Origin of the sequence: Phytopseudomonas straminea (assembly GCF_900112645.1) — a bacterium.
Lineage (GTDB): Bacteria > Pseudomonadota > Gammaproteobacteria > Pseudomonadales > Pseudomonadaceae > Aquipseudomonas > Aquipseudomonas straminea.
Genome location: NZ_FOMO01000001.1, coordinates 1 through 22,578, shown reverse-complemented (window position 1 = coordinate 22,578; position 22,578 = coordinate 1). Strand labels below are relative to the sequence as shown.

General features: G+C 64.1%; 18 protein-coding genes. 7 read left to right on the top strand and 11 right to left on the bottom strand.

Going from position 1 to position 22,578, the window contains the following annotated elements; translation table 11 throughout:
- Positions 1-29 precede the first annotated feature (29 nt).
- Genes BM279_RS00085 through BM279_RS00075 form a run of 3 tightly spaced genes read right to left on the bottom strand, consistent with a single transcriptional unit; the run spans position 30 to position 3,008 of the window.
- Entirely contained in the window at positions 30-1,382 is a 1,353-nt protein-coding gene (locus tag BM279_RS00085) for a HEAT repeat domain-containing protein (protein ID WP_093499818.1), read from the bottom strand.
- A gap of 5 nt (positions 1,383-1,387) precedes the next feature.
- Complete coding sequence (locus BM279_RS00080; protein ID WP_093499816.1) at positions 1,388-2,614, bottom strand: RtcB family protein; 1,227 nt, start codon at positions 2,612-2,614, stop codon at positions 1,388-1,390.
- A gap of 4 nt (positions 2,615-2,618) precedes the next feature.
- Positions 2,619-3,008 (bottom strand): zinc-ribbon domain-containing protein, encoded by a 390-nt coding sequence (locus BM279_RS00075; protein ID WP_167363073.1) that lies wholly within the window; start codon positions 3,006-3,008, stop codon positions 2,619-2,621.
- A 275-nt stretch (positions 3,009-3,283) separates the two neighbouring features.
- Between BM279_RS00075 and rtcR the strand changes: the two genes are divergently transcribed.
- From rtcR to BM279_RS00040, 7 genes are all read left to right on the top strand, one after another.
- Positions 3,284-4,888 (top strand): RNA repair transcriptional activator RtcR, encoded by a 1,605-nt coding sequence (rtcR, locus tag BM279_RS00070; RefSeq protein WP_093499814.1) that lies wholly within the window; start codon positions 3,284-3,286, stop codon positions 4,886-4,888.
- Positions 4,889-5,082: 194 nt separating this feature from the next.
- Positions 5,083-6,417: an NADP-specific glutamate dehydrogenase gene (gdhA, locus tag BM279_RS00065; protein WP_093499812.1), complete on the top strand. Its 1,335-nt coding sequence runs from the start codon at positions 5,083-5,085 to the stop codon at positions 6,415-6,417.
- A 134-nt stretch (positions 6,418-6,551) separates the two neighbouring features.
- The gene (locus tag BM279_RS00060) at positions 6,552-7,016 is read left to right on the top strand and encodes a hypothetical protein (protein WP_143103557.1); all 465 of its coding nucleotides are present in this window, start codon (positions 6,552-6,554) and stop codon (positions 7,014-7,016) included.
- Positions 7,017-7,164: 148 nt separating this feature from the next.
- Positions 7,165-7,845: a Fe2+-dependent dioxygenase gene (locus BM279_RS00055; protein WP_093499808.1), complete on the top strand. Its 681-nt coding sequence runs from the start codon at positions 7,165-7,167 to the stop codon at positions 7,843-7,845.
- Positions 7,846-7,847: 2 nt separating this feature from the next.
- A complete protein-coding gene (locus BM279_RS00050; RefSeq protein WP_093499806.1) occupies positions 7,848-8,942 on the top strand; it encodes an alpha-hydroxy acid oxidase in 1,095 nt (364 codons plus the stop codon).
- Positions 8,943-9,085: 143 nt separating this feature from the next.
- Positions 9,086-11,308, top strand: a complete 2,223-nt coding sequence (locus BM279_RS00045; RefSeq protein ID WP_093499804.1) for a TonB-dependent receptor — start codon at positions 9,086-9,088, stop codon at positions 11,306-11,308.
- 425 nt (positions 11,309-11,733) lie between these two features.
- Entirely contained in the window at positions 11,734-14,256 is a 2,523-nt protein-coding gene (locus BM279_RS00040; protein ID WP_167363072.1) for a sulfite reductase flavoprotein subunit alpha, read from the top strand.
- 223 nt (positions 14,257-14,479) lie between these two features.
- On the opposite strand, the gene BM279_RS00035 is transcribed toward BM279_RS00040, so the two are convergent.
- The 8 genes from BM279_RS00035 to BM279_RS00005 form a co-directional block, all read right to left on the bottom strand.
- A complete protein-coding gene (locus tag BM279_RS00035) occupies positions 14,480-15,448 on the bottom strand; it encodes a peptide ABC transporter ATP-binding protein (RefSeq protein ID WP_093499801.1) in 969 nt (322 codons plus the stop codon).
- Entirely contained in the window at positions 15,448-16,422 is a 975-nt protein-coding gene (locus BM279_RS00030) for an ABC transporter ATP-binding protein (protein WP_093499799.1), read from the bottom strand. Before BM279_RS00030 ends, BM279_RS00035 begins: the two co-directional genes overlap by 1 nt.
- Before the next feature lie 62 nt (positions 16,423-16,484).
- Positions 16,485-17,393: an ABC transporter permease subunit gene (locus tag BM279_RS00025; protein WP_093499797.1), complete on the bottom strand. Its 909-nt coding sequence runs from the start codon at positions 17,391-17,393 to the stop codon at positions 16,485-16,487.
- On the bottom strand, positions 17,390-17,545 hold the full coding sequence (locus tag BM279_RS23310) for a hypothetical protein (protein ID WP_167363071.1): 156 nt from the start codon (positions 17,543-17,545) through the stop codon (positions 17,390-17,392). The genes BM279_RS00025 and BM279_RS23310 overlap by 4 nt, the downstream gene beginning before the upstream one ends.
- 14 nt (positions 17,546-17,559) lie before the next feature.
- Positions 17,560-18,570: an ABC transporter permease subunit gene (locus BM279_RS00020; protein WP_093499795.1), complete on the bottom strand. Its 1,011-nt coding sequence runs from the start codon at positions 18,568-18,570 to the stop codon at positions 17,560-17,562.
- Positions 18,571-18,639: 69 nt separating this feature from the next.
- Positions 18,640-20,235 carry an ABC transporter substrate-binding protein gene (locus tag BM279_RS00015; protein WP_093499793.1) on the bottom strand — a complete coding sequence of 532 codons (1,596 nt, stop codon included), beginning with the start codon at positions 20,233-20,235 and terminating at the stop codon, positions 18,640-18,642.
- Positions 20,236-20,427: 192 nt separating this feature from the next.
- Complete coding sequence (locus BM279_RS00010; protein WP_093499791.1) at positions 20,428-22,023, bottom strand: ABC transporter substrate-binding protein; 1,596 nt, start codon at positions 22,021-22,023, stop codon at positions 20,428-20,430.
- A 171-nt stretch (positions 22,024-22,194) separates the two neighbouring features.
- Positions 22,195-22,578, bottom strand: a 384-nt coding sequence (locus BM279_RS00005; RefSeq protein WP_093499789.1) for a cupin domain-containing protein, incomplete at its 5' end; no start/stop codon positions are given.

Here is a 22,578-nt window from a genome sequence, read left to right as displayed (position 1 = left end):
TCACCTCATCCTGTAAGCTGGCGGTTGTTTCACGTCAGGCGCGTCACGCAACCTGGCGGCAGGGCGCCGCTGTCCTGCAGTTCGGCAACCCGGGCAAGCAACTGGCGGCGCTCGGCTGGCGCTGTGCTCGGGTCGACCATCAGGTATTGCTGCTGGCACCAGTTGCCGATCGAGGTCAGCCAGTAGTTGCGCTGCTGGACATCGTTATCCAGGCGACGCAGCAGGTAGGCCAGTTGTTGCCAGCGTGGCCGCAGCGCCATCAGGGCGGCCCGGCGGTGGTCAGACAGGCTCTGCCAGTCACGATCCAGGCGGCCGTCGAGCTCAGCTTGCAATGCATCCCAGGGCTGGCAGCTCAGACGTTCGCAGGCTTTGGCGAAAACCTTGTCGGCCGGATCGTCCAGCATCGCCAACTGTTCGCCCAGGTGCCCGTCGCCGAGGCTCGTCAGCGCCGCCAGGCGCACGCTGGCCATGGGCGAACGAAGCGCTGCAGCGCGCCAGCGCTCATCCAGGCTGACCTCCAGTTCGCTGGTCAGGCCAAGTACGCCCAGCCATTCGCGCTTGGACGTTGGCAGGGCGGCGTCAAGTCGCTTTGCGAGCACTTCCCGTGCGTCGAGCTGCCAGCGCGGCGCCGCCCAGCGAGCCAGGCTGCGCACCGCCGGCGAGGCGTCCAGCAGGGCGCCACGCAGCATCTCGCGTGGGTCGTCGAGCTTGCTCAGCAGCGCATGCAGGGCTTTGACCCGCACGCTGGCGCCAGGCGTGGCCAGTGCGTGCTGCAACAGCGGCACGGCCTGTTCCACGGGCAGCTTCTGGCAGGCCGAAACCGCCATCTGGCGCACCGTCATCTCACGGTGAGCCAATGCCTTGCCTAGCAGTTCGGTCGGCTCATCGCTCGCCTCCAGCAGCAGGTCGAACAGAAATCGAGCGCTTTTGCCTTGTTGTGCGAGGAATGCCGTCAGCACCGCATCGCGTATTTCGGCACCCTGCAACACGGTACGGGCTGCCACCAGTACCTGGCCGTGGTCGGCGCGTTGGCGCTCGGCAAGCGCTATCAGCGGTTGTAGGGCATGCAGCAACGCTGGCGCCTGCTCGGGCGTGAAATAGCGCTGCAAACCAGCATTGGCCAACTGACGTACTTGTGGCACCCAATCGTTGACTCGTTCGAGCAGGGCAGCCAGGGCTTCTGGTGAAGGCAACTCACTCAGTTCACGCACCGCCACCTCGCGCACGAAACCGTTGCCATGACAGCTCAGCGTGAGCCAGTCGCCTTCGCCCTTGCAGCCAGCGAGGGCTTCCAATGCTTCGTGATGGCGACGGTCTTCCCAGTAGTCGCCGGAGACCGGGCGGCTTCTCAACCGCTGCAGCCACTCTTTCAGATATTTCATAATCGCTATCCTTTCACGCACACCACCTGACGCAGGGTGTGCACCACTTCCACCAGCTCGCGCTGGGCGTCCATGACTTGGTCGATGTCCTTGTAGGCCATCGGGATTTCGTCGATCACGTCGGCGTCCTTGCGGCATTCGACGTGGGCCGTGGCCTTGATCTGGTCTTGCACGGTGAACAGCTTCTTGGCGCGGGTTCTGCTCATGGTGCGACCGGCGCCGTGGCTGCAGGAGCAGAACGCCTCCTCGTTACCCAGGCCGCGCACGATGAAGCTCTTGGCGCCCATGGAGCCGGGGATGATGCCCAGCTCGCCCTTCTTGGCGGACACCGCCCCCTTGCGCGTTACCAGTACCTCTTCACCGAAGTGGCGCTCCTTCTGCACGTAGTTGTGGTGGCAGTTGACCGCTTCCAGGGCGACTTCGAACGGTTTGGCGATGACGCCCCGGGCCGCTGCGATCACCGCATGCATCATCAATGCACGGTTCTGCTTGGCGAAGTCCTGGGCCCAGCCCACCGCTTCCACGTAGTCGGCGAAGTGCTGGCTGCCTTCTTCGAAGTAGGCCAGGTCGCGATCCGGCAGGTTGGCGATGTGCTGGCGCATATCGGCCTGGGCCAGTTCGATGAACAGGTTGCCGATGGCGTTACCCACACCGCGCGATCCGCTGTGCAGCATGAACCAGACCCGGTTGGCTTCGTCCAGGCAGACCTCGATGAAGTGGTTACCAGTTCCCAGTGTTCCCAAGTGCTTGCGGTTGTTGGTCTTCTCCAGCCGCGGGTATTTGTCGGTGATCAGCTTGAAGCGCTCGCTCAAGGCCGACCAGGCGTGGTCGGTCAGCTCCGGCACGTTTTCCCAGGCGCCTTTATCGCGAGCACCCCGACCGGTGGTTCGACCGTGGGGCACGGCCTTCTCGATGGCGGCGCGCAACCCGGCGAGGTTATCCGGCAGGTCGGCGGCGGTCAGCGAGGTGCGCGCGGCAATCATCCCGCAGCCGATATCCACCCCGACCGCCGCCGGGATGATGGCGCCGACCGTGGGAATCACGCTGCCGATAGTCGAGCCCTTACCCAAATGCACGTCTGGCATCACGGCCAGGTGCTTGAAGATGAAGGGCATCTTCGCGGTGTTCATCAGTTGCTGCTTGGCGTCTTCCTCGACCGGAACGCCTTGGGTCCACAGTTTGATCGGCTTGCCATTGGCAACTTCCAGTAGGTTGTAGGTTTTCTCGTTCATCTCGTCATGCTCCTGTTTGCGTTATGGCCCGGTCGGCGTCGGGACGTTCCCGGCCATCGCGAATCCTTTTGTTCAATCGGCAGGCACGGCAGCGTACTGCCGAGGAAAATACCTGCCCTTTACACACCTCGTACCACCAGCGCTGCTGAGCTGCCGTCCAGATTTGCCCAGCGCCGCAATCGCGGCAGGTGAATGGCAGGTCCTGGTACCAACCGCGCTGGACAAAAAGCGGTTCGTCATAGCTGTAGTAAGGCGCGACGCTGGCGCGGTTGACCGCAATGCTGCCGGGTGGCGGCATCTGGCTCGCAGGCCAGCTGGCCGATGCAGCCTGGCGCAGCTTGCGTTTTGCGCGTGCCTCACGGATTTCCCGGCGGCGTTGCTTGTTGCTTTTCACGGCATCTTCTCCTGCGCTGCGCAGGTTCTTTCCAGGCCTGCTCAAGCGTTCCCGTGTTTCTTGCCGATTCAGCTTTCTGCAAGCTGCATCAGTGATCGCTCAGTATGGATATAGCGATAGCCGTGCCAGTTTTTTTGTGGATGCGGTTATTATTTTTAAATTATTGATATTTATATATTTTTATATATCTAAGGATTCTCATGAAGTTATCGAGGGCTGGTCTGGTCTGAGGTTTTGGATATTCTGTTATCAGAATTTATCTCTATGGATAAACTATGAGAGCAAAGAAAACCGTCGCCATCGGCTTCATCGGCGCCACTTTGGATCGGGTCGGCAAGGGCGCCAATCGCTGGAACAAGTGGCGGCCGAGTATCGGGCTGTGTCAGCAGCCGGATTTGCTGATCGATCGCCTGGAGCTGATTCACGGCACCGACGCACGTGATATCAGCCTGGCCGAGCGCATCCGCGCCGACATCGAGCAGATCTCCCCGGAAACCGAGGTGCGCCTGCAGCCGATGCACCTGCGCAATCCCTGGGATTTCGAGGAGGTGTATGGCGCGCTGCATGACTTCACCAGCGGCTATGCCTTCGATACCGAGCGTGAGGACTACCTGGTGCACATCACCACCGGGACCCATGTGGCGCAGATCTGCTGGTTCCTGCTCACCGAGGCGCGCTACCTGCCGGCGCGTTTGGTGCAGACCTCGCCGGCGCGCAAGCGTGATGAGCAGGCGCAGGTCACCGGCACCCATGCGCTGATCGACCTCGACCTGTCGCGGTACGACCGTATCGCCACGCGCTTCCAGCATGAGCGGTTGGAGGGGCTGGCGTTTCTCAAGTCCGGCATCGCCACGCGCAACGCGGCGTTCAATCGCTCCATCGAGCAGATCGAGCGGGTCGCCGTGCGTTCCTCGGCACCGATGCTGCTGATCGGCCCGACCGGTGCGGGCAAGTCGTTCCTGGCCCGGCGCGTCTACGAGCTCAAGCGCAGCCGTCATCTGGTCGATGGCCGCTTCGTCGAGGTCAATTGCGCGACCCTGCGCGGCGACGGCGCCATGTCGGCGTTGTTCGGTCATATCAAGGGCGCCTTCACCGGTGCGCAAAATGCCCGCGATGGCCTGCTGCGCGCCGCCGATGGCGGCATGCTGTTTCTCGACGAGATCGGTGAACTGGGCCTGGACGAGCAGGCCATGCTGCTCAAGGCCGTCGAGGAAAAGCGCTTCTTTCCCATGGGGGCGGACAAGGAGGTGAGCAGCGACTTCCTGCTGATCGCCGGCACCCATCGCGACCTGCGCGTCCGGGTCGCCGAAGGGCTGTTTCGTGAAGACCTTTATGCGCGCATCAACCTGTGGACCTTCGAGCTGCCGGGCCTGGCCGGGCGCCGCGAAGACATCGAGCCGAACATCGATTTCGAGCTCGAGCGCCATGCGCGCGAACAAGGGCGAATGGTGCGCTTCAACCTGGAGGCGCGGCGCCGCTACCTGGCCTTCGCCAGCTCCGGCGAAGCCGCCTGGCAAGGCAACTTCCGCGAGCTGTCGGCCTCGATCACGCGCATGGCGACCCTGGCCGACAGCGGGCGCATCGACGAGGGTCAGGTACAGGAAGAGATCGAGCGGCTGCGGCGCGCCTGGGGCGTTTCGGGAGCGGAGGATGACCTGTCGACTCTGTTGGGCGAGGCCGCAGGTGATATCGATCTGTTCGACCGTCTGCAACTGCAGGCGGTGATCGATATCTGTCGACAGGCGGGCAGCCTGTCCGAGGCGGGCAGGCGTTTGTTCGACATCAGTCGCCAGGCCAAGGCCCAGCCCAACGACGCGGATCGCCTGCGCAAGTACCTGGCGCGTTTCGGCTTGAGCTGGCAGTCCATTCGCGAGGAGTGATTTTATGGTGCGCAATGAGGCTTGTTTGGTGCGCTACAGGGGTTGTTGAAAGCCCTGTTTTTGAGGGTGTATTTATAGTAAAGCACCAAAAAGTTTCATAAAGGCGTCATTTTGCCCTTTTTAAGGGCGTGGCGTTCTTGCTAGAGTCCCGCCACTTTTCATTGCGCGGCGCAGCAAGACGCCAGGGAGCCTGCATGAGCATGTCCGTCGATCATTTCCTCGAAGGCCTGAAACAACGCGATCCTCACCAGCCCGAATTCCACCAGGCGGTGGAGGAAGTGCTGCGTAGCCTGTGGCCGTTCCTGCAAGCCAATCCGCGTTATCTGGAGGCGGGCATCGTGGAGCGTCTGGTCGAGCCGGAGCGTGCCGTGCTGTTCCGCGTGCCGTGGGTCGACGATGCCGGGCGCGTGCAGGTCAACCGAGGCTTGCGCATCCAGATGAACAGCGCCATCGGCCCGTACAAGGGTGGCCTGCGTTTTCACCCCTCGGTGAACCTGAGCGTGCTCAAGTTCCTGGCCTTCGAGCAGACCCTGAAGAACTCCCTGACCTCGTTGCCCATGGGCGGCGGCAAGGGCGGGGCGGACTTCGACCCCAAGGGCAAGAGCGACGCCGAGGTGATGCGTTTCTGCCAGTCGTTCATGACCGAGCTGTACCGCCACATCGGCGCCAACCTGGATGTGCCGGCCGGTGACATCGGCGTCGGTGGCCGCGAGATCGGTTACCTGTTCGGCCAGTACAAGCGCCTGGCCAACGAGTTCACCTCGGTGCTGACCGGCAAGGGCCTGACCTACGGCGGCAGCCTGATCCGCCCGGAAGCCACCGGCTACGGCTGCGTGTACTTCGCCGAAGAAATGCTCAAGACTCGCGGGCGCAACTTCGACGGTCAGCGCGTGGCCATCTCGGGCTCCGGCAACGTGGCGCAGTATGCGGCGCGCAAGGTCATGGACCTAGGTGGCAAGGTGGTTTCCTTCTCCGATTCCGAAGGCACGCTGTATGTCGAAGAGGGCTTCAGCGAGCAGCATTGGCAGGACGTGATGGCGCTGAAGAACCAGAAGCGTGGCCGCCTGAGCGAACTCGACGGCGGTGCGTTGCGCTTCCAGGCTGGCCAGCGCCCCTGGGGCCTGGCGTGCGACATCGCACTGCCCTGCGCGACCCAGAACGAGCTGAACCTCGACGACGCCCGCGCGCTGCTCGGCAATGGCTGCGTGTGCGTGGCCGAGGGCGCCAACATGCCGACCACGCTGGATGCGGTGGACCTGTTCATCGAGCACGGCACCCTGTTCGCCCCGGGCAAGGCCTCCAACGCCGGTGGCGTGGCGGTCAGCGGCCTGGAAATGTCGCAGAACGCCATGCGCCTGCACTGGAGCGAAGGCGAGGTGGACGAGAAACTGCACGGCATCATGCAGTCCATCCACAACGCTTGCGTGCGTCACGGCGATGAAAATGGCGGCATCAACTACGTCAAGGGCGCCAACATCGCCGGCTTCGTCAAGGTGGCCGACGCCATGCTAGCCCAGGGCGTGGTCTGACGCCCGCATGCGCAGCCGGGCAATCCGGCTGCGCTGCCACTGTCACATTGCTTAAACATCAGGCGCCGACAATGCCGTCCCGTTGCGGCGCAGGATGGTGCCGCGTTCGTTGAGTCGATGATTAGAGTGGAATCGTGAAACAGATCCCGGGAATGCTCGAAGGCGCCATGGCCGTTCGCTTCTACCAGAGCGTGCAGGGGCCTGTCCCCATCGAAGTCGGTGCCGCGGTGCCAGGCAGGAGTATGTCCGCCATCGTCAAGCCGACGGTCAGCCCCATCACCCTGGATGCGGCCTGTGAGGAAGACCTCGGCCTGTCGCTGCTCGAAGCCGAGGCCACCGGCCTGACTGCCGAAAAGGTCTGCGACCAGCTCAACGCCTTCTACGCCGGGCGCCGGGTCAATTGCAGCTGTGCGGCGGAAGTCGAGGCGGTCATCGGCCTGTTCCAGGCCGCTGGTACGGAACTGGAGTTCTCGCTGTCGACCCTCGACGCCGCCGCGCTGTACCTGCCCGATGCGCCGCCGCTCGACCAGTACCCGGAAAGCGTTGCTCGCGATCTGTTCGTGTTGGCTAGGCCGTTCGAAATGTGGCGTTTGCGCTGAGCCACCGAGAGCGCTGTTTTTCCTTCCTGGATACCGCTACGCCTGCTCTGGATTCGGTGCAGGCGTTTATTTTTCATGGGCTGGCTTCTCTCGCCTACTTGTTGCGCCTTAGAATCATTCTCTACTAGGCGTTCGCGAGAGTCCGTTCATGATGTTGACCATCCCTGATGTGCTGGCGCCCGAGCAACTGCGCCAGTGCCGTGTCGCGCTGGAGCAGGGCGCCTGGCAGGATGGTCGCGGCACGGCCGGGCATGTCGCCCAGCGCGCCAAGGACAATCAGCAACTGGCCCAGGATGATCCGCTGGCGGTACAGCTTGGCGACTTCATCGTCGATTGCCTGGGTGCCAACCCGCGCTTCGTCGCCGCCGCGCTGCCGCTCAAGGTGTTGCCACCGCGTTTCAACCGCTATGCCGGCGGCGGCACCTATGGCAATCATGTGGACAACGCCATTTTCAGCGTGCCCGGCACGCCGCACCGGGTGCGCAGTGACCTGTCGGCCACCCTGTTCTTCAGCGAGCCGGATGAGTACGACGGCGGCGAACTGGTGATTGAGGACACCTACGGCAGCCACAGCATCAAGCTGCCGGCCGGGCACCTGGTGCTGTATCCCGGCACCAGCCTGCACCGGGTGATGCCGGTGACCCGTGGCGTACGCCTCGCCTCGTTCTTCTGGATCCAGAGCCTGGTGCGCGAGGATGGCCAGCGCAGCATGCTGTTCGAGCTGGATCAGGCCATCCAGGGCATCAGCCAGCAGTTGCCGGAAAGCCCCGAGGTGGTCCGCCTGACCGGCGTGTACCACAACCTGCTGCGGCACTGGGCGAACACCTGAGCATGGAGAAGCTGCAGCAGATTCCCCCGAGCATCGCCTCGGTCAGCGATTACCAACCCTACGCCCAGGCGCGCATGAGCGAGCAGGCCTGGGCCTACGTCAACGGTGGTGTGGCCGATGAGCTGACTCTGCAGGCCAACCTGGAGGCGTTCCAGCGCCTGCGTTTGCGCAGCCGGGTATTGCGCGACCTGAGCGGTGGGCACACGCGCCGGGAATTGTTCGGGGTGACCCACGATTTTCCGATTCTGCTGGCGCCGGTGGCCTTCCAGAAGCTCGCCCACCCGGACGGCGAACTGGCCACGGTGATGGCCGCCGATGCTCTGCAGGCCGGGATGATCGTCAGCACCCAGGCCAGCGCGAGCCTAGAGGACATCGCCGCTGCGGCCAGCAATCCGCTGTGGTTCCAGTTGTACGTCCAGCCTGATCGTGACTTCACCGAAGCTTTAGTGAGGCGCGCCGAAGCGGCCGGCTATCGCGCGTTGGTACTGACCGTGGATGCGCCGGTCAACGGAGTGCGCAACCGCGAGCAACGTGCCGGCTTCGTGCTGCCGGCCGACGTGCAGGCGGTCAATCTGCAGGGCATTCGCGCGCCCGCCGCGCAGCCGGCGGCAAGCAATGGCGCCCTGCTGCTGGGCGGTAGCCTGCTCGCCGCGGCGCCGACCTGGGCGGACATTCGCTGGCTTCGCTCGATCACCCGCTTGCCGTTGTTGCTCAAGGGCGTGACCGAAGTGGAGGACGCCCGCGAAGCGCTAGAGCAGGGCGCGGACGGCCTGATCGTGTCCAATCACGGTGGCCGCACGCTCGACGGCATGGCGGCCAGCCTCGACTGCCTAGAGCCGATTGCCGATGCGCTGCAGGGCCGCCTGCCGCTGTTGTTCGACGGTGGCATTCGTCGCGGTACCGACATTCTCAAGGCCCTCGCCCTCGGCGCCGATGCGGTGCTGATTGGCAGGCCGTACATCCATGGGCTGGCGGCAGCCGGCGCGGCGGGGGTGGCGCATGTCATTCAACTGCTGCGCGCCGAGCTGGAGGTGGCGATGGCCCTGACAGGGTGTCGCGACCTGGCGGCCATCGACAAGCGCGTGCTGGCCCGCTGATCGCGGGGCATTTCATTCGAAGAAATTGGTGCTGGAGCTGGCAGGTCGAAGCACGGCCACTATACATACGGGTGTGAATGATTATTGTTGTTGCATGATAATAATTATCAATTATTCTTCCCGGCTTTCTGGGGAGACATACCATGCAACACACAAAAAAAACGCTGACACGTCGTCCACAACCCTGCCTGCTCGCCTCGGCCATTGGCCTGGCGCTGGCGTCCTGTAGTTTGGCCAGCCTGGCGGCCGAGACCACTGCGCGTGCCGGCTCGCTGCAGTTGGGGGAGATACAGATCCAGGCCCAGGAAGCGGAAAGCTCCAAGGTCGAGCAGTCCGCGTCCGCGAAGATGACTGCGCCGCTGCTTGATACCCCGCAGACCATCACCGTGGTGCCCAAGAAGGTCATCGAGGAGCAGCAGGCCCTGAGCCTGCGCCAGGTACTGTCCAACGTATCGGGCATTACCTTCAACGCTGGCGAGGGCGGCGGCGGTTCGGGCGACAGCATCAACATCCGCGGTTTCAGCGCCAACGCCAACATGCAGATCGACGGCCTGCGTGATAGCGCCCAGACCAGCCGCACCGACACCTTCAACATCGACCAGGTCGAGGTCATCAAAGGGCCGAACTCGGTATTCGGCGGCGCCGGCACCACTGGCGGCAGCATCAACGTGATCAGCAAGCAGCCGCAGAACCGTGCCTTTACCCGCATCGGCGGCAGCCTGGGCACTGACAATTACTATCGCACCACCCTGGACACCAACCAGCCGCTCGAAGGCGTGGGCACCGACAGTGCCGTGCGCCTGAATCTGATGGGCCACCAGAACGACGTCGCCGGTCGCGACGAGATCGATCACGAGCGCTGGGGGATCGCCCCGTCGCTGCGCCTGGGCTTCAGCGAGGCGACCCGGCTGACCCTCAGCCTGCACCATCAGCAAGACGACAACCTGCCCGATTACGGCGTGCCGGCCCTGGATGGCAAACGCCTGGCCGGTGTGGACCGCGACGCCTACTTCGGCTGGAAGAACCTGGACAAGGAAAAGATCGAGCAGAGCGCGCTCACCGCCAACTTCGAGCACGACTTCAACGACAACCTGAGCCTGCAGAACCTGACCCGCTACAGCCGGGTCAACCGCGACACAACGGTGTCCGCCTCCCACGTCAACACCACCGGGGTGCCGGCCGGCAGCTACCGTCCGGCAGGCCCGCAGGGCTACGGCCGCGATGCCGAGACCGAAATGTGGATCAACCAGAGCAACCTCAAGGCCGCCTTCGATACCCTCGGGTTGGCCCACAACCTGGTGGTCGGTGCGGAAATCTCCCGCGAAACCCTGGACTTGCGCACCTACAGCTACAACCTGACCAGTGCCGGGCCCTATCCAATCTTCGATCTCGGCAACCCGCCGGGCTACTGGGCCGGCGCTACCAACAAGGCCACCAGCGGCTACACCGAGACCAAGCTGGTCGACAAGGCCATCTACCTGTTCGATACCATCGCCCTCAACGAGCAGTGGGACATCAACGGCGGCGTACGGGTGGACTGGATGGACGGTCAGGCGCGGGCATTCGACGCCACTCACCAGCCGACCACCCGTTTCGAGTCCAATGATCGCAAGGCCAGCAGCCGGCTTGGCCTGGTCTACAAACCGGTGGAGAACGGCCGCTTCTACGTCGCCTGGGGCAACTCCTACAACCCCTCTGCCGAGAACCTGGCGTCGTCGGGCGGTGGCCTGACCGCTGCCACGGCTGACCTCAGCCCCGAGAAGAACGAAACCTGGGAGCTGGGCACCAAGTGGGAGCTATTCGAGCGCCGCGTGGAGCTGGACGCCGCCGTGTTCCGCGTCGAGAAGAGCAACGCCCGGGAAACCATGTCCGATGGCTCCACGCAGCTGGCCGGCAAGCAGCGCGTCGACGGCGTCGAACTGGGCCTGACCGGTCACGTGACCGAGCGGTGGGACGTGTTCGCCAACTACACCTTCCTCGATAGCGAAACCCTCAAGGCTGCCGACACGCCAGCCGGGGCCGACCGTGAAGGCCAGGCGCTGGGCAATACGCCGCCACGCTCCTTCAACCTGTGGACCACCTACAAGCTGCCTGCGGGCTGGAGCATCGGTTACGGCGCCCGTTACGTCAGCGAGCGCAACGTGACCTCCAGTACCCGCGCCAAGCTGGACGACTACTGGCTGCACAACGCCATGGTCGGCTACAAGGTCAACGAGAACCTCGACCTGCAGCTCAACGTGAACAACCTGTTCGATGAGGACTACGTTGAGCGCGTGCGTCAGCAGGCCGGTGCCGCGGCGCGTTCCTCGGCCATCGAGTATGGCGATGGTCGTTCGGCGCTGCTGTCGGCGACTTACAGCTTCTGATAGGCGCCCTTGAGCCCCGTTGACGTCTGGCGTCGACGGGGCTTTTGCCTGTGTGGCGTTCGCTGATTGGTAAAGAGCAGGTAAAAAACGAGCATTTTAAATGATTCTCATCTAGGGTCTGTTGCCGTTTCACGCACGGCCGCGCCGGAGCCCGTTTTGCCGCGAGGCAAGGCACGAGCCGCGAAGTTTGGCTGGCCAAATGAGCCGGCGAGAAACGCAGTATCGCGGCAAAACGGGCCCGGCCCTTCGGGTTGTGCGGGAAATTTCGCCATGCGTCGTTGGAGGACTTGGCAAGGGAATAACCATTCCCTGCGTCCTCCGCCTCGCCTGGCGAGATTTCTCGCGACAACGCGGCTCGCGTTGAAACGGCAACAGACCCTATGATCGCGCGGCTTCGAGTCGTGTCCATCTGCTGAGTGTTAATCGTGTTCAAGAAAGTCTTGTTCCAACTGCACTGGTTTTTCGGCATCACCGCCGGGCTGGTGTTGGCCCTGATGGGCGTGACCGGCGCGCTGTACAGCTTTCAGGAAGAGATCCTGCTGGCGATCAACCCCGAGATGGCGGTGACCGCTCAGGCGGGCGATGTGCTGCAACCGGGCGAAATGGTCGAGCGCTTGCAGGCTCAGGGGCTCAGCGTATCCGGGCTGTATGTGGATACCGAGGGCGGCCAGCCGACGCGGGTGTTCCTGACGCCGCCGCCTGGTGAACGGCGCGGCGGGATACGCTTCGTCGACCCCTATACAGCCGAGATCTTCGAGGCCCCTCGCGGCCTGCAGTTCTTCGGCCTGATGTTGCAGCTGCACCGCTTTCTGGCCATGGGCCAGAGCGGTCGGCAGATCACCGGTGCCTGCACCATCGCCTTGGTGTTCTTCTGCCTATCCGGGCTTTACCTGCGCTGGCCGCGCAAGGTGTGGAGCTGGCGCGCCTGGCTGACGTTCGACTGGGCCAAGAAGGGCCGCGCCTTCAATTGGGATCTGCATTCGGTGGTCGGCACCTGGTGCCTGCCGCTGTACCTGTGTGCAGCGCTGACCGGCCTGTATTGGTCCTACGACTGGTACCGCGGCGGGCTGGAGAGCCTGCTCAGTGACAAGCCGCGGGCTGCTGGCGAGGAGCGCGGTCGCCGCGGGCCACCACCCGAAGGGCAAGCGATGCCGCCGGTGAACTACACCAACCTCTGGCAGGGCATTCAGCGCACGGCCGGTGACCGTCTTGGCGTCTATAGCCTGCAGTTGCCCAACGCAGCCGGCCAGTTGGCGCGGGTGTTCTTCATGCTGCGCGACGCCGAGCACACCCGCGCCTTCGACCAGATGCAACTCGACCCACTGACCGGCGAGGCGAAGCAGGTCGAGCGCTATGCCGACAAGTCCTTCAAGGCGCGGTTGCTGGCCAGCGTCTACGCCCTGCACACCGGCGAGTATTTCGGCATGACCGGGCGCATCCTGATGATGGTTGCCAGCCTGGTGATGCCGCTGTTCTTCGTCACCGGCCTGCTGCTGTACCTGGACCGTCGCCGCAAGAAGCGTGCAGCGCTGGCCGCTCGTCAAGCGCTTGCCGGGAGCGAGGGTGGTGAGCCCTGGCTGGTCGGTTTCGCCAGCCAGAGCGGCTTTGCCGAGCAACTGGCCTGGCAGACCGCCGGGCAATTGCAGGCCGCCGGCCTGGCCGTGGAGGTGCAGCCGCTGGCGCGAATCGACGCCGCCAGGCTCAGTGCCACGCCTCGCGCGCTGCTGGTGCTCAGCACCTTTGGCGACGGTGAAGCGCCGGATAGCGCCCGTGGCGTTGAGCGCCAGTGGCTGGCGGCGACGCTGGATCTGCACGGCCTGCGTTACGCGGTGTTGGCTCTGGGGGATCGCCAGTATGCGCAGTTCTGCGGCTTTGCCCGGCGTGTCGACGATTGGCTGGCCGGGCGTGGCGCCCAGCGCCTGGGCGAGCGTATCGAGGTGGATGGCGATGACCAAGCTGCTCTGCAGAACTGGCAGCGCCAGTTGTCCGAGCTGACTGGCGTGCAGCCAATGGCCGTGCAGCAGGTGCCGTTCGATGGCTGGGTGCTGCGTGAACGTCGTTGCCTGAACCCGGGCAGCCAGGGCGCGGGCACCTGGGTGGTCGGCCTGCAGCCGCCAGCCGGTGCGCAGTGGCAGGCCGGCGACATTCTGGAAATTCTTCCGCGCAATGGCGAAGCACAGGTGCAGCGCTGGTTGCAGGCCCACGGTTTGCAGGCGCTGGCGTCCGTCATCATCGAACCACTGGGCCACACGCTGGCTGAGGCATTGGCTGGTCGCCAACTGCCTTACAGCGCCAGCCACCTGGTCGGCCTGCACGCCCAGGCGCTGCTCGAGGCGTTGGTACCGCTGCCCAGTCGTGAGTATTCGATCGCCTCGTTGCCCGAGGATGGCGTGCTGGAGCTGATCGTGCGGCAGCAGCAGCTGGCCAATGGCGAGCTGGGTGCCGGCTCCGGCTGGCTGACTGCGCACCTACCGGTTGGCGAGCAGTTGCTGGCGCGGGTACGGCGTAATAGCGGTTTCCATGTTCCAGAGGATGACCGACCAGTGATCCTGATCGGCAACGGCACGGGACTGGCTGGCCTGCGCAGCCTGCTCAAGGCGCGCATCGCTGCCGGGCACGCGCGCAACTGGTTGCTGTTTGGCGAGCGCAACGCCGAGCACGACTTCTACTGCCGTGACGAGTTGCAGGCCTGGCTCGAAGGCGGTCAATTGCAGCGGCTGGATCTGGCCTTTTCCCGTGATCAGGCGAAGCGCATTTACGTGCAGGATCGCCTGCGCGAGGCCGCGAATGAACTGCGGGCGTGGATTGCCGAGGGTGCTGCGGTTTATGTGTGCGGCAGCTTGCAGGGTATGGCGGCGGGTGTGGATCAGGTACTGCGAGACGTGCTGGGTGAGGCTGTTGTGGAAGGGCTGGTGGAGCAGGGGCGGTATCGGCGGGATGTGTACTGAGAAGCGTGCTCGCGAACCGGACATTCAAAGGTTGCGTAGGAGCGGCTTTAGCCGCGAGTTTTTTATTAAGGCAAGCAAAGAGCTCGGAGTTAAAGCCCCTCCTACAATTTACGCGAACGGCCGATCCAGTTACGTAGCGATCACATAGATAAAGCCCGGCAGAACGATCGTGAACAGGCTCTTGTTCCGCCAGGCGCAGCGTCTAGCTGCGCCCGGTGGGCGATCAGAGAAACTGCTCGGCGTGGTGGCAGGCCACTTCCCGGCCATCGAGCGGGCGCAGCAGCGGCAGCTCGGTCTGGCAGCGTTCGGTGGCGTATGGGCAGCGCTTGTGGAACGGGCAGCCGGGTGGCGGGTTGAGCGGGTTGGGCAGCTCGCCGACGATCTTGATCTTCGGTTTGCTCGGGTCCGGGTGGATGGTCGGCGTGGCCGACAGCAGCGCCTTGGTGTACGGGTGCAGCGGGCGCTCGTAGAGCTTTTCGCTGGGGCCTATTTCCGCCGGGCGGCCGAGGTACATCACCAGCACGTCGTCGGCGACGTGGCGCACCACCGACAGGTTGTGGGAGATGAACACGTAGCCGGTCTGGAACTCTTCCTGCAGGTCCATGAACAGGTTGAGCACCTGGGCCTGGATCGACACGTCCAGCGCCGAGGTCGGCTCGTCGGCCACCAGCACCTTGGGGTTGAGCATCATGGCGCGGGCCAGGGCGATGCGCTGACGCTGGCCGCCGGAGAACATGTGCGGGTAGCGCTGGTAGTGCTCGGGGCGCAGGCCGACCTGATTCATCATCGCCTGCACTTTCTCGCGGCGCTCGGCGCGCGACAGGCCTGTGTTGATCAGCAGCGGTTCGGCCAGCTGATCACCGATCTTCTGGCGCGGGTTGAGCGAAGCGTAGGGGTTCTGGAACACCATCTGCACGTCGCGGCGCAGTTGCTTGCGGGTCTGCGCGCTGGCGCCGTTGACTTCCTGGCCGGCGATCTGCAGCGAGCCCGAGGTGGGCTCCTCGATCAGTGTCAGGGCGCGGGCCAGGGTGGATTTGCCGCAGCCGGATTCGCCGACCACGGCCAGGGTCTTGCCAGCCTGCAACTCGAAGGACACACCATTGAGCGCCTGTACCGTGGCGGCGGGCTTGAACAGCCCCTGGGACACGGAGTAGTGGCGCGTCAGTTGGCGTGCGGTCAGAACGGTCGTCATCACGCCACCTCGGCATTCAGATTGAGCGGGAAATAGCAGCGCACCGCGCCGCGCTCGTGGGGTTCCAGGGCCGGGCGCTGCTCGCGGCACTTGGGCTGCACGTAGGGGCAGCGCGGCGACAGCAGGCAGCCGTGGGGTCGGTCATAGCGACCGGGCACGATGCCGGGCAGGGTCGACAGGCGCGTGGCGCCCAGGCTGTGCTCGGGAATCGCCTTGATCAGCGCTTCGGTGTAGGGGTGGGTCGGTGCGTCGAACAGCGCCGGCACCTGGCCTAGCTCGACCGCCTGGCCTGCGTACATCACGCAGACGCGGTTGGCGGTTTCGGCGACCACGGCCAGGTCATGGGTGATCAGCACCAGGCCCATGTTCTGTTCGCGCTGCAGGTCGAGCAGCAGCTCCATGATCTGCGCCTGGATGGTCACGTCCAGGGCGGTGGTCGGCTCATCGGCGATCAGCAGCTTGGGCTCGGCCGCAATCGCCATGGCGATCGCGACGCGCTGGCTCATGCCACCGGAGAGCTGATGCGGGAAGGCGTCGAGGCGGCTGGCCGCACCAGGGATTTCCACGCGTTCGAGCAGTTGCAGGGCGCGCTGGCGCGCGGCCTTGCCCTTGAGGCCAAGGTGCTGGCGCAGCACCTCCTCGATCTGGAAACCCACGGTGAAGCTGGGGTTCAGGGCGGTCATCGGATCCTGGAAGATCATCGACAGGTCCTTGCCGACGATATGTCGACGCTGGCGGCCCTTGAGGGTCAGCATGTCCGTGCCGTCGAAGGTCAGGCGGTCGGCGCGCACGATGCCGGGGGCGTCGATCAGGCCCATCAGCGCCATCATGGTCACCGACTTGCCTGAGCCGGACTCGCCGACGATGGCCAGCACTTCACCCTTGTCGACTTTCAGGTCGAGGCCGTCGACCACCGGCACGGCGTTGGCGTCGCCGAAGCGCACGCTCAGGTTGTCTATTTCCAGCAGGCTCATCGGGTGGCCTCCATCGAATCGCAGGGGCGGCCGTGGTACAGAACAGGTTCATGGCGGCCTCCTCAGATCGCATTCTTGAGTTTCGGGTCCAGCGCATCGCGCAGGCCGTCGCCCATCAGGTTGATCGCCAGCACGCTAAGCAGGATGGCGAGGCCGGGCAGGGTCACCACCCACCAGGCGCGCTCGATGTAGTCGCGCGCCGAAGCCAGCATGGTGCCCCACTCAGGCGTTGGCGGTTGCACGCCCAGGCCGAGGAAGCCCAGGGCGGCGGCATCGAGAATCGCCGAGGAAAAGCTCAGGGTCGCCTGCACGATTAGCGGCGCCATGCAGTTGGGCAGCACGGTAATGAACATCAGCCGCGGCAGGCTAGCGCCGGCCAGGCGGGCGGCGGTGACGTAGTCGCGGTTCAGCTCGCCCATCACCGCAGCGCGGGTCAGGCGCACGTAGGAAGGCAGCGAGACGATGGCGATGGCGATCACGGTGTTGATCAGGCCTGGGCCGAGAATGGCGACGATGGCCACGGCCAGCAGCAGCGAGGGCAGGGCCAGCATGATGTCCATCAGGCGCATGATCGAAGGGCCCATCAGGCGCGGGAAAAAGCCCGCGACCAGGCCCAGCAGCAGGCCGGGAATCAGCGAGATGACCACCGAGGCCAGGCCGATCAGCAGCGACAGGCGCGCGCCGTGGATCAGGCGCGAGAGCAGGTCGCGGCCGACTTCGTCGGTGCCGAGGATGAACTGCCATTGCCCGCCTTCGAGCCAGACCGGCGGGGTCAGCAGGGCGTCACGGAACTGTTCGCTGGGCGAATAGGGCGCGATCCATGGCGCGAACAGCGCGCAGAACACCATCAGCAGCATGAAGCCGAGGCCGGCGACAGCGCCCTTGTTGTGGCTGAACGCGCGCCAGAATTCCTTCAGCGGCGAGGGGTAGACCAGGGCCTGGTCCAGCGGTGTGGTGGTGGTCGAGGTCATGCTCGCACCTCATGAATAGCTGATTTTGGCGTAGCCCGGGTCGAGCGCAGCGACACCCGGGAGAGAGCGACCTGGGTATCGCGCTGCTCAACCCAGGCTACGAATACGTTGGTGTTTTCTGAATAGCTCCAGCGAGCCAAATGCAGGGACATTTCAGGCTCCTTTATCAGCGCTGGTGGCGAATGCGTGGGTTAACGAGTCCATAGAGGATGTCCACCACGAAGTTGACCAGGATCACCAGACAGGCGATCAGCAGGATGCCGTTCTGCACCACGGGGTAGTCGCGGGCACCGATGGACTCGATCAGCCACTTGCCGATGCCCGGCCAGGAGAAGATGGTTTCGGTCAGTACCGCCCCGGCGAGCAGCGTGCCGACCTGCAGGCCGAACACGGTGAGCACCGGAATCAGTGCGTTGCGCAGGCCGTGCACGAACACTACGCGGGCCGGCGACAGGCCCTTGGCGCGGGCGGTGCGCACGTAGTCCTCACGCAGCACTTCGAGCATCGCCGAGCGGGTCATGCGGGCGATCACCGCCAGCGGAATGGTACCCAGCACGATGGCCGGCAGGATCAGGTGGCGCAGGGCGTTGCCGAACGCGCCTTCCTCGTCGGACAGCAGGGTGTCGATCAGCATGAAGCCGGTCACCGGCTGGATGTCGTAGAGCAGGTCGATACGCCCCGATACCGGCGTCCAGCCGAGCCACACCGAGAAGAACATGATCAGCAGCAGGCCCCACCAGAAGATCGGCATCGAATAGCCGGCCAGGGAAATGCCCATCACCCCGTGATCGAATAACGAGCCCCGTTTGAGCGCGGCGATCACCCCGGCAATCAGCCCCAGCGTGCCGGAAAACAGCAGCGCGGCCAGGGTCAGCTCCAGGGTGGCGGGGAACAGGGTGGTGAACTCGCTCCACACCGGGGTGCGGGTGCGCAGCGATTCACCCAGGTCGCCCTGGGCCAGCTGGCCGATGTAATCGAAGTACTGGGCATACAGGGGCTTGTTCAGGCCCAGACGCTCCATGGCTTCGGCGTGCATCTGCGGGTCGACGCGCCGCTCGCCCATCATCACTTCCACGGGGTCGCCGGGGATCATGCGGATGAGCGCGAAGGTCAGCAGCGTAACCCCGAAGAACGTGGGGATCAGCAGGCCCAGGCGCCGGGCAATAAAACTCAACATCGTGGGAGGTACCTCATTGGCCGGTCAGGCAGCCCGCCGGCGTGTGTACCGCCGACGGTGTGTTTTTATCTACTTCACCTGGGTGGTGGCGAAGTTGTTATTGGTCAGTGGGCTGATGTGATAGCCCTCGACGTTCTTGCGCATGGCGGTGAACAGTTTCGGGTGGGCCACGTTGATCCAGGGTTGATCCTCGGCGTAGATCGCCAGAGCCTGGCGGTAGAGGCCGGCACGTTGATCGTTGTCGGTCACGCCGCGGGCTTGGGTGATCAGGTCCTGGAACTTAGGGTTGCACCAGCGCGCATAGTTCTCGCCGTTTTTCGCCGCATCGCAGCTCAGCAGCGGGGTCAGGAAATTGTCCGGGTCGCCGTTGTCGCCGGCCCAGCCGGAGGACACCAGGTCGCCTTCGCCCTTCTTGGCACGGCGCAGCATCTCGCCCCACTCCATCACGCGGATATCGAGCTTCAGGCCGATCTCGGCAAGGTCGGCCTGGAGCATTTCTGCCGACAGGCGCGGGTTGGGGTTGGTCTGGCCGCCGCCGCTGCGGGTGAACAGGGTGATCACGGCGCCTTCCGGCACGCCGGCTTCCTTGAGCAGGGCTCGGGCCTTGTCGAGGTCGCGGGGCGGGTTGCGGTTATCGTCGTTGTAGCCGATCAGCACCGGCGGGTACGGATTGACCGCCACCAGCGCGTTGCCCTTGCCGAACAGCTGTTCGACGTGGCGCTGGCGGTCGAAGGCCAGGTTGATCGCCCGACGCACGCGCACGTCGCTCAGGTATTTGTGCTCGGTGTTCATGGCGATATAGCCGGTGACGATGGCCTCGATCTCGTCGACCTTGAGGTTGGCATCGGCCTTGATCGACGGCACGTCATCAGGCTTGGGGTACAGCGCCACCTGGCACTCGTTGGCGCGCAGCTTCTGCAGGCGGGTGTTGTTGTCGGTGGCGATGGCGAAGATCAGTGGGTCGGCCGGCGGCTTGCCGCGGAAGTAGTCGGGGTTGGCCTTGAAGCGAACCTGGGCGTCCTTGTTGTAGCGCTGGAAGATGAACGGCCCGGTGCCGATCGGCTTGCTGTTGAGCTCGCCGGTCTTGCCGGCCTTGAGCAGCTGGTCGCCGTATTCGGCGGAGTAGATCGAGGTAAAGGGCATGGCCATGTCACGCAGGAACGGGGCTTCGGGGCGGTTCAGGGTGATGACCACGGTGTGGTCGTCGGTCTTGGTCACCGACTTGAGCAGGTCGCGGAACGCCATGCTCTCGAAATAGGGATAGCCCACGCTGGCCTTGGCGTGCCACGGGTGCTTGGGGTCGAGCTGGCGATTGAGGCTCCACAGCACGTCGTCGGCGTTGAATTCGCGGCTCGGCGTGAAGTAATCGGTGGTGTGGAATTTCACGCCTTTGCGCAGGTGAAAGGTGTAGGTCAGGCCGTCGTCGCTGATCTCCCAGCTTTCGGCCAGCGCCGGCTGAATGTCCGTTGTGCCGGGCTTGAAGTCGACCAGGCGGTTGAACACCGTCTCGGCCGAGGCATCGGCGGTCACCGCGGTGGTGTACTGCACGATGTCGAAACCCTCGGGGCTCGCCTCGGTACATACCACCAGCGGTTTGGCGGCCAGATTGCCGGCGGCGCCGAGAACCAGGGCGGCCAGGGCAGCGCGTAGCGGTAGTGTCTTCATCGGATGTCCCCCGCGGTTGAGGTCAGCATAGACGTACGGCCTGCAAGGGGCAGGCCGTGAGCCGGTTTTCAGAAGGATGCGTGCATCATCGGTCGTTGCCAGTGGCAAGCCCGAGGACTGAGCGCTGATCGCGCTGGTCACCCAGGCTTGTCGGTTGGCGGGTCGCCGCGCGGTTGTCCGCGAGGCGGCCAATCAGTCGTTGCTGACACCGATAAAGCTGTTACGCCCGAACGGGCTGATCTGGAAGCCCTTCACGCTGGTGCGCATCGGCTGGTACACGGTGGAGTGGGCGATCGGGGTGATCGGCACTTCACGCTTGAGCACCACCTGAGCCTGCTTGTACAGCTCGCTGCGCTCGTTCTGGTCGGTCACGCGCTTGGCGGCCACTACCAGCTTGTCGTACTCGGCGTTGCACCACTTGGAGAAGTTGTTGCCATCTACCGAAGCGCAGCCATACAGGGTGCCGAGCCAGTTGTCGGGGTCACCATTGTCGCCGGTCCAGCCGATCAGCATGGCGTCGTGCTCGCCAGCGTGGGCGCGCTTGATGTACTCGCCCCACTCGTAGCTGACGATGCGTGCCTTGACGCCGACCTTGGCCCAGTCGGCCTGCAGCATTTCGGCCATCAGACGGGCGTTGGGGTTGTAGGGGCGCTGCACAGGCATGGCCCACAGGGTGATTTCGGTGCCTTCCTTCACGCCGGCGGCCTTGAGCAGTTCCTTGGCCTTTTCCGGGTTGTAGGGCGCGTCCTTGATCGACTCGTCGTAGGACCACTGGGTCGGCGGCATGCCGTTGACGGCCAGCTGGCCGGCGCCCTGGTACACGGCGTCGATGATGGCTTTCTTGTTCACCGCCATGTCCAGCGCTTGGCGCACCTCGAGCTTGTCGAACGGCGCGCGGGTCACGTTGTAGGCGATGTAGCCCAGGTTGTAGCCCGGGGCGGTCGGCACGTTGAGGTTCTTGTCGGCCTGCAGGCCCTTGAGGTCGGCCGGGCGCGGATTGAGGGTGATCTGGCACTCGCCGGCACGCAGCTTCTGGGCGCGCACCGAAGCGTCGGTGTTGATGGAGAAGATCAGGTTGTCGATCTTCACGTCATCCGGGTTCCAGTATTCCTTGTTGCCCTTGTAGCGAATCGCCGCGTCCTTCTGGTAACGGCTGAACACGAACGGGCCGGTGCCGATGGGCTTCTGGTTGATTTCTGCGGCCTTGCCAGCCTTGAGCAACTGGTCGGCGTACTCGGCGGAATGGATGCCGGCGAAGTTCATCGCCAGGTTCTGCACGAACGCGGCGTCCACTTCCTTGAGGGTGAAGACCACGGTGTGGTCATCTTTCTTCTCGACCTTGGCGATGTTCTTGTCCAGGCCCATATCGGTGAAATACGGGAACTCGCTGGGGTACGCCTTGCGGAACGGGTGGTTGCGGTCGAGCATGCGGTTGAAGGTGAACAGCACGTCGTCGGCGTTGAATTCGCGGCTCGGCTTGAAGTAATCAGTGGTGTGGAACTTGACCCCTTCGCGCAGGTGGAAGGTGTAGGTCAGGCCGTCTTCGCTGATGTCCCAGGAAGTCGCCAGGCCCGGCTGAGCCTTGGTGCCGCCACGCTCGAATTCGGCCAGGCGGTTGAAGATGGTTTCCGAGGCCGCATCGAAGTCGGTACCGGTGGTGTACTGGCCGGGGTCGAAACCGCCCGGGCTGCCTTCGGAGCAATACACCAGATTGCTGGCCTGGGCGAGCGAAACACTGGAGAGCAGACCTGCCGTGAGCAGAGCCTTGCACAGGAGAGACATGCGCATGCGAACCTCTTTTTTCTTTTTGTTCGCGCCTGGGTTCAGCGCGAGCTCGATATGCGGTGAAAGCGGATAGCCCACCGGGTCGGGCTCGAAATTAAGTCATTCTGAAATTTCGGTCAACAAAAATTAAGCGGCACTAACATTGCGCATATTTGCCCTGAATTGGGGCGAAAATCACTCTTGCGCCGGGCTATCGCCGAACAATTGCATGGTGGTCATGGTGAGCACTTCGGCGGGCTCGTCGGCGGCATTGATCAGCCGGTGCAGCTTGCCGGCATCGAAGTGCACCGAGTCGCCAGGGCCGAGCGGATAGTCGCGACCTTCGATGGTGTAGACGATATGCCCGGCCAGCACGTAGGAGAACTCCACGCCCTCGTGGGCGATCAGTTCCGATTCGTAGCCCACCGGAATATTCATTTTCACGGCGTTGATCGAGTTGCCGGGAAACGAGCTGGACAGGCGCTCGTAGGCCAGGAGCTGGCCACCGACCGTGTAGCGCACGCGCTCGTTGACGTGGGAGTCGGGCTGCGCCTGCACGGGTTGGTCGAACAGGGCGTT

What these genes read in the sequence shown, in the direction of transcription:
- BM279_RS00085 (WP_093499818.1), bottom strand. Translation starts at nt 1,382, where the DNA reads ATGAAATATCTGAAAGAGTGGCTGCAGCGGTTGAGAAGCCGCCCGGTC.
- BM279_RS00080 (WP_093499816.1), bottom strand. Translation starts at nt 2,614, where the DNA reads ATGAACGAGAAAACCTACAACCTACTGGAAGTTGCCAATGGCAAGCCG.
- rtcR (WP_093499814.1), top strand. Translation starts at nt 3,284, where the DNA reads ATGAGAGCAAAGAAAACCGTCGCCATCGGCTTCATCGGCGCCACTTTG.
- gdhA (WP_093499812.1), top strand. Translation starts at nt 5,083, where the DNA reads ATGAGCATGTCCGTCGATCATTTCCTCGAAGGCCTGAAACAACGCGAT.
- BM279_RS00055 (WP_093499808.1), top strand. Translation starts at nt 7,165, where the DNA reads ATGATGTTGACCATCCCTGATGTGCTGGCGCCCGAGCAACTGCGCCAG.
- BM279_RS00050 (WP_093499806.1), top strand. Translation starts at nt 7,848, where the DNA reads ATGGAGAAGCTGCAGCAGATTCCCCCGAGCATCGCCTCGGTCAGCGAT.
- BM279_RS00045 (WP_093499804.1), top strand. Translation starts at nt 9,086, where the DNA reads ATGCAACACACAAAAAAAACGCTGACACGTCGTCCACAACCCTGCCTG.
- BM279_RS00035 (WP_093499801.1), bottom strand. Translation starts at nt 15,448, where the DNA reads ATGACGACCGTTCTGACCGCACGCCAACTGACGCGCCACTACTCCGTG.
- BM279_RS00030 (WP_093499799.1), bottom strand. Translation starts at nt 16,422, where the DNA reads ATGAGCCTGCTGGAAATAGACAACCTGAGCGTGCGCTTCGGCGACGCC.
- BM279_RS00025 (WP_093499797.1), bottom strand. Translation starts at nt 17,393, where the DNA reads ATGACCTCGACCACCACCACACCGCTGGACCAGGCCCTGGTCTACCCC.
- BM279_RS23310 (WP_167363071.1), bottom strand. Translation starts at nt 17,545, where the DNA reads ATGTCCCTGCATTTGGCTCGCTGGAGCTATTCAGAAAACACCAACGTA.
- BM279_RS00020 (WP_093499795.1), bottom strand. Translation starts at nt 18,570, where the DNA reads ATGTTGAGTTTTATTGCCCGGCGCCTGGGCCTGCTGATCCCCACGTTC.
- BM279_RS00015 (WP_093499793.1), bottom strand. Translation starts at nt 20,235, where the DNA reads ATGAAGACACTACCGCTACGCGCTGCCCTGGCCGCCCTGGTTCTCGGC.
- BM279_RS00010 (WP_093499791.1), bottom strand. Translation starts at nt 22,023, where the DNA reads ATGCGCATGTCTCTCCTGTGCAAGGCTCTGCTCACGGCAGGTCTGCTC.